We start from the raw sequence: 5447 nt of genomic DNA on the forward strand, positions 1-5447 counted from the left end.
TAGAGCAGAATTAAACAGCGCTGATATTTTTACTTTTGCTCTACGTTTGAACAATTTAAGGAAGATGCTTTACAACCATCAAGTGTGGGGATTAGCTGGATCTACTGATATCAAACGTCATTGTGAAGAGATTCAAGATCTCCTTGAGCCGATTTCAAGAGAATATGAAAGCAACATATTTCAACCTGGCTTAACCACGCCAGAAACCATGTTTTCTGTTCTAAGAAATCAACTTAGAAATAGCGATCTCCGAACAAAACTTGCAACAGCACTAGATGAGTTAACTCCCCTTAGCGAAGGAGAACTTAATGTTTCACCTGAAGAAGTGATGTTAGTTGATGTCTTTAGGAAGTTTGATAACAGAAGTGATCAAACATTGAGTGACCTTGGAGACTCTTTATCTGCAGCATCTGACTTTTTGGAAGGGCTCAACTTACTCAATCGAGCATCCACTTGGAACCCAGGCCAAAACTACATAACTGCAAATGGTCAGCTGACCGATGCTTCTTCAACAGATTCTTGGTACTCACTCTTCATTGAACAAGTTCAATTAGATCAGATCGAAGGAATCCGAAAATTGAGACAAATCTACAACAACAATGTTTACCCAGCAAATTCTCAAGAACATGCCATCCTTCGCAAAATTATCAACAAAATAGACCTCGCAGAATCAAGTGGTGGTTTTGAAGGGCTAGTCAATGCAAGAACAATAAGTCGAATGTGGGAAGACCAATCTTTTCAGAATGACCTTAGATCAGCCATTGAATTAGCCATGCTTATAAATGAAGAAGGTCAACAAAACGTCAATAAAGTCCTATTCGAGATTAAAACCATCTCTGATGCGACAGCCCATATCTTCGAAAATCACAATCAATCTCTCATTTCTATTGCAAAAAGGATCAACAAATAATGCCTCTCAAAATAGAACGAGACACAAAATATATAATGACAGATGCAAATGCCATTATATCAATGGCGATTGCAGAAATGCGTACATTAAGTGCAAGTATTACTAGCGCAGATGACCTCGACAGCATCAAAAATGCGTTACATAGCGTACACTTCGTCTTACAAGATTTAAAAGGTAGCTTCCAACATTGGCAACATACATCTTTATTTGATCTTGGCACAGCGATAAACAATGACATCACCAATATTTTAACGAGCATCTCAGATGCTAACATTATACCTAGCTCATCACTTGCACGAATTCAAGGCGAATTCAAAACTGCACTAGACACTTTAATTAACAGACTTACAAGTTTCCAGGGAAATGTAGGTGCACTGAACGTTAACATACCGGTCAATGAAGCTCTCTATTTCAATTATGCACGAACAGGTGAGGCTCTTCTAAATCAAGAGGTAACAAGTTTAGGAGATGCTCTTTTAGCTATTAAAAATGCATCTCAACACATTAACGACATCGAATCTGTTCTTGCGATCAATCCTGGGAAAGGATTCTTCAATGAACGTGGAGAATTGATGATCACCAATAATGCAGCAGAAGGGGCAACAGCATCTGACATCTCTTCAATATCTAATGGAAGCAGTAATTATTTTTATAATCTAAGTGAATTTAGATCTATTCCTGCATTAGTTGCAGGGGTGGCAAGGGATGACGCGATAACTGTATTGAAACACACTGCCATTAAACTGCAATCATCTTTGAATCTTCTTCCTGAAAATTCTGATCATTATCGAGCAATTAACAATGTAATCGACTTGTTAGTTAACCAATTTAACATCATGTCTTGGGATAGAGGGGTTGAAAGCGACTGGGCAGATCGAAGAGGCGGAAATTCAACCGAAGGTGAACTCTACTGGGCGACCTTTGATTCTATTGCTAGCTCTCCGAAAAATTTTGCACGTTTGTATATGAATCAAGAAGTTAGAAAGGCTGTTTCTGATGCTATTTCTACACTACATTCACAAAATGATGTTCAGAAACAAATGCTCTCAAAAGCTCTTTTCCTCTACCAAGAATTCATTAAATCATCTGCATCTTTATTAGATATGACATTCAAGTGCGAAAAAAGCGTAGCACAAAAAATTGCAAGATAAGAGAACAAGCTTATGTCTTTTCCAGGCTATTACCTAGATACAAAAACGTTAGACAAAACCCCTTATTTCGGAGAAGACCATCGTAATTTTATAGAAGCTCCTGAATATCCTCTTGATAGCACAAATCCTAGCATTACCGTCAATGGAGTCACATTTAATGCTACATACGCAGTTCCAATGTGGGATTTCGTAGTTAACAACATATTCCCTAGACTCTCAAGAGAGGAATTCGAAGCAGAACAAAATCGTGTTACATCTATTAGTTCTGACGCGAAAACCATTCATGAAAGAATCTTCACTCAAATGCTAGAAGACTTTTATGAGTCTTTAATTCTTGGACGAGATGATACGATAACGGATCTTACTGCTACTCTTTCTCAATTCGACAATTTATCCACAGATGAAAAACATATATGTTTCCAAAGCTACCTCACAACTCGTTTCCATGGAACAAATGAGCCAGAAATAGCCAGAAGAGATCTACGCAATCTAGAATACAGAGCCTATAATATGAGAATTTGGGTCTCTTTCATACTACTCAAATCTCTTGAGGAAATTCAACACCACACAGTGAATTCTGGCCGCCTTGCTACACGTTATGCTCAGACTTCCCAATCCATTTCAGAAGAAATGGTAGATGGAAGATACAAGTATCGTCCACTAGTTAATTCAGAAGACTTTATAGGTCAGCATAGGAATCAAACTAACGCAAAACTTCTAGAAGACCTCAAAACTTATCGCTTGATTACTCAAAAAAGAGTTGATCGTGCGTCTACTGATCTAACAAAAATCAATAATGATGCCGAAATTTTTGCCAATTTCATTAATAAACTTTTCGAAACTGATTTGAATATAGTCCGAGGGCTCTTTGCATAAACCTGGAGAGTGACAATGCCTAATATCAACCCACAATTGCTACCCAACTGGGAGAATTTGAAACATAACCAGGGCTATTTCCAAAATATCATTCTTAGGATAGCTGGTACCACCTCCACATTGTCAAATGCAGACACTGAAACGCTATACAGATTATGTTGGGAGCATTTTATTAGATATAAGATGCCAGAACTTCAAAATAGAACTAGTTTCGATACTGATAAAACTCAATTTATCGATAAAGATAAACTTTTTTCCTACAGTTTCGTCGGAATGGATCACTATGCGGAAAGTCTTTTCCGATCCAATATAAACTATATTTTCGGTGACTATTTTCAAAATCGAAGTGTATATGATCGTCGTTTAACAGAGACAATTCCTGAATATATTGCAAGGCATTTTGAATCCGTAATGCGAACAGCATCACTCCCTAAATATATAGATCCAAACAAGTCTCATGAACCAGTTCTATGGGTTTGGCAACTTCTCCTTGAAGTGATGAAAAGTGCACAAAAAACCTCCCTCAACAAAGCCACTGCAGCAGTAACTTTTACTTTGCGAGAAGAAAAAGCCGTAGAAAAAATGGGTCAAATTGAGTTTGAAGTCCAGGTCTCTGACGATGATTACACAACTATAAAAGAAAATATGGACGCTCAACAAGAGTCAGAAAACCATAGGAATTGGAGATCTATAATAGGAAAATCAACAGCGCAGTATCAAAACGATGTACAAACAGCAATTGACTCAAGAACTCAATTTTCTCAACTAGCAACGAAAATGATCCAAGACATGGAATCAGTTCTTTCCGCTATCACTCGTATAGGATAAAATGATGGCCAGTTTCCAGCTTAATGACGTCGGAGTCCCACCACGAGTAGAGGGGCCACATGGAGGCTTCTATAACACAGACCCTCCTACAATCAGTGAAGAAGGCAAAAACAGAGCAATAGCACTTTGGCGCAATGCTTTTGTGCAACCAATCCAAGGTAGTACGGTAGAATCTTTGTCCGAATTTTTCTATGCACAGTTTTTCCCTTATGTTTCAGAAGAATTTTTATCAGGGACTAGTACAGATATTGTCCAAGGAGGAAGTGCATCCAGGAAATACTGGTACGAGACACAATTCATGAATGCGATGGTTGAATGGGGAAGATCAGTTTCAAATTCATTTCGTACCAATCTCAATTTCTACACTTACTCCGGTAGTGGACTAATAAGCATAATTACAAATTTCGCTCAATTCATAGAAAGATCATCTTCTACAACAGCAGAAAAAATTAAAAACATACAAGAAAATGTGATCCTTTTCTGTCTGAATAGATTGATTGAAGTGATGGGAGAGTCACAACGAGCAGAACATATAACCAGTTTGAGCCTAATTCGAAATTATTACGCTATGAATAAAGCACAAGAAGAGCTAGGTGGAATTCCTTTGCCAGTAGTAAGACCCTCGTCATCAGACGCGAGGATTCCTGATCCTGAGTCTGTAGTAGCTCAACAAGAAGCCCTACTAAAGAGAGAAGAGAAACGACAATCATTCAACATATCTAAAGATGAATCTAGACTCACAGAGAATAACCTGCAGTTCATTCAAGAAAATAGCAAGCAATTTTCCAACACTTTTGACAGCATCTTTGAAAGACAAAAAACAGTTCTAGAAGCGCTTTTGAGGCATTAATATGCTCAATAAACTTCTATCTGAAATCTCCTTAGAAGGAGGCTCATTGGATCAAATACGTCATTTGTTCCAAATGTTCGCATCAGAACACTCCTCCACAATAAAAGATCCTCCACTTGCCACTGATGAAGAATATGAGGAGTTTAGCAACAAGATTGCTCATGCGATCGGTCTAGTTTGTGAAAAGGGAATCTTTTTTAAAGATGCCCTTGGACTGTCGAACGAAAACATGGAAGCCTTTTATGCATGGGGGTTTCAATTTTTCGAAAAGAAACAGTTTGGAGAGGCCCTTCAACTGTTTAAAGTTTTGACGATTCTTGATCCACTTCAATGGAAGTATAGATACGCTGTTGCTACAACTCTTCATAGACAAAAGAATTATCAAGATGCAGCGAAAGCCTATATCACCTCCTCAATGCTTAAACCTGATTCTTATACTCCTCTACCGCACTATTATGCCGCAGATTGCTACATAGAAATGCAAGACAACTATTCTGCCATCATGATGCTTCATTTGTGCATTCATTGCTGCAATCCAGAAGATGGTGCACACGTCATAATTCGAGAACGAGCGGAGTTATTGAAACAAGCACTCGAAGAGAAATTTTCCTCTCCTATCAAAGGCTAAGTCCGAAGGAACATTTCCATGACGGAACTTTACATTTTTCCCACAACAACAGAAGACCCTAAGAAAGAATTATACGCTGACTTAGAAAAACAACGGCAAGTATCCAGCGAAATCAAACTGCAGGCCACTTCTAATCTGATTGGTTTATCGCCCATTGCAGAAGATCGTCTCTACATGGCAGGGACCGACCGCGATAAAGATTGG

Annotated in this window: 7 protein-coding genes; all 7 read left to right on the forward strand. The window is 38.3% G+C overall.

The annotated features are described in order from the left end of the window. On the forward strand, positions 1 to 910 hold a 910-nt coding region (locus tag GCCT14_RS03320), incomplete at its 5' end, for a hypothetical protein (protein WP_157952557.1). A 35-nt stretch (positions 911 to 945) separates the two neighbouring features. Next, positions 946 to 2061, forward strand: coding sequence for a hypothetical protein (locus tag GCCT14_RS03325; RefSeq protein ID WP_157952558.1), 1116 nt, complete (start codon positions 946 to 948; stop codon positions 2059 to 2061). Between the two features lie 12 nt (positions 2062 to 2073). Then, positions 2074 to 2937 carry a hypothetical protein gene (locus GCCT14_RS03330; protein WP_108624238.1) on the forward strand — a complete coding sequence of 288 codons (864 nt, stop codon included), beginning with the start codon at positions 2074 to 2076 and terminating at the stop codon, positions 2935 to 2937. 15 nt (positions 2938 to 2952) lie between these two features. Then, positions 2953 to 3765: a hypothetical protein gene (locus GCCT14_RS03335; protein ID WP_157952559.1), complete on the forward strand. Its 813-nt coding sequence runs from the start codon at positions 2953 to 2955 to the stop codon at positions 3763 to 3765. 4 nt (positions 3766 to 3769) lie between these two features. Continuing rightward, entirely contained in the window at positions 3770 to 4615 is an 846-nt protein-coding gene (locus GCCT14_RS03340) for a hypothetical protein (protein WP_204592942.1), read from the forward strand. Position 4616: 1 nt separating this feature from the next. Next, the gene (locus tag GCCT14_RS03345) at positions 4617 to 5243 is read left to right on the forward strand and encodes a SycD/LcrH family type III secretion system chaperone (protein ID WP_108624241.1); all 627 of its coding nucleotides are present in this window, start codon (positions 4617 to 4619) and stop codon (positions 5241 to 5243) included. A gap of 18 nt (positions 5244 to 5261) precedes the next feature. After that, on the forward strand, positions 5262 to 5447 hold a 186-nt coding region (locus GCCT14_RS05445), incomplete at its 3' end, for a hypothetical protein (protein ID WP_204592943.1).

Source organism: Candidatus Similichlamydia epinepheli (genome assembly GCF_003056015.1).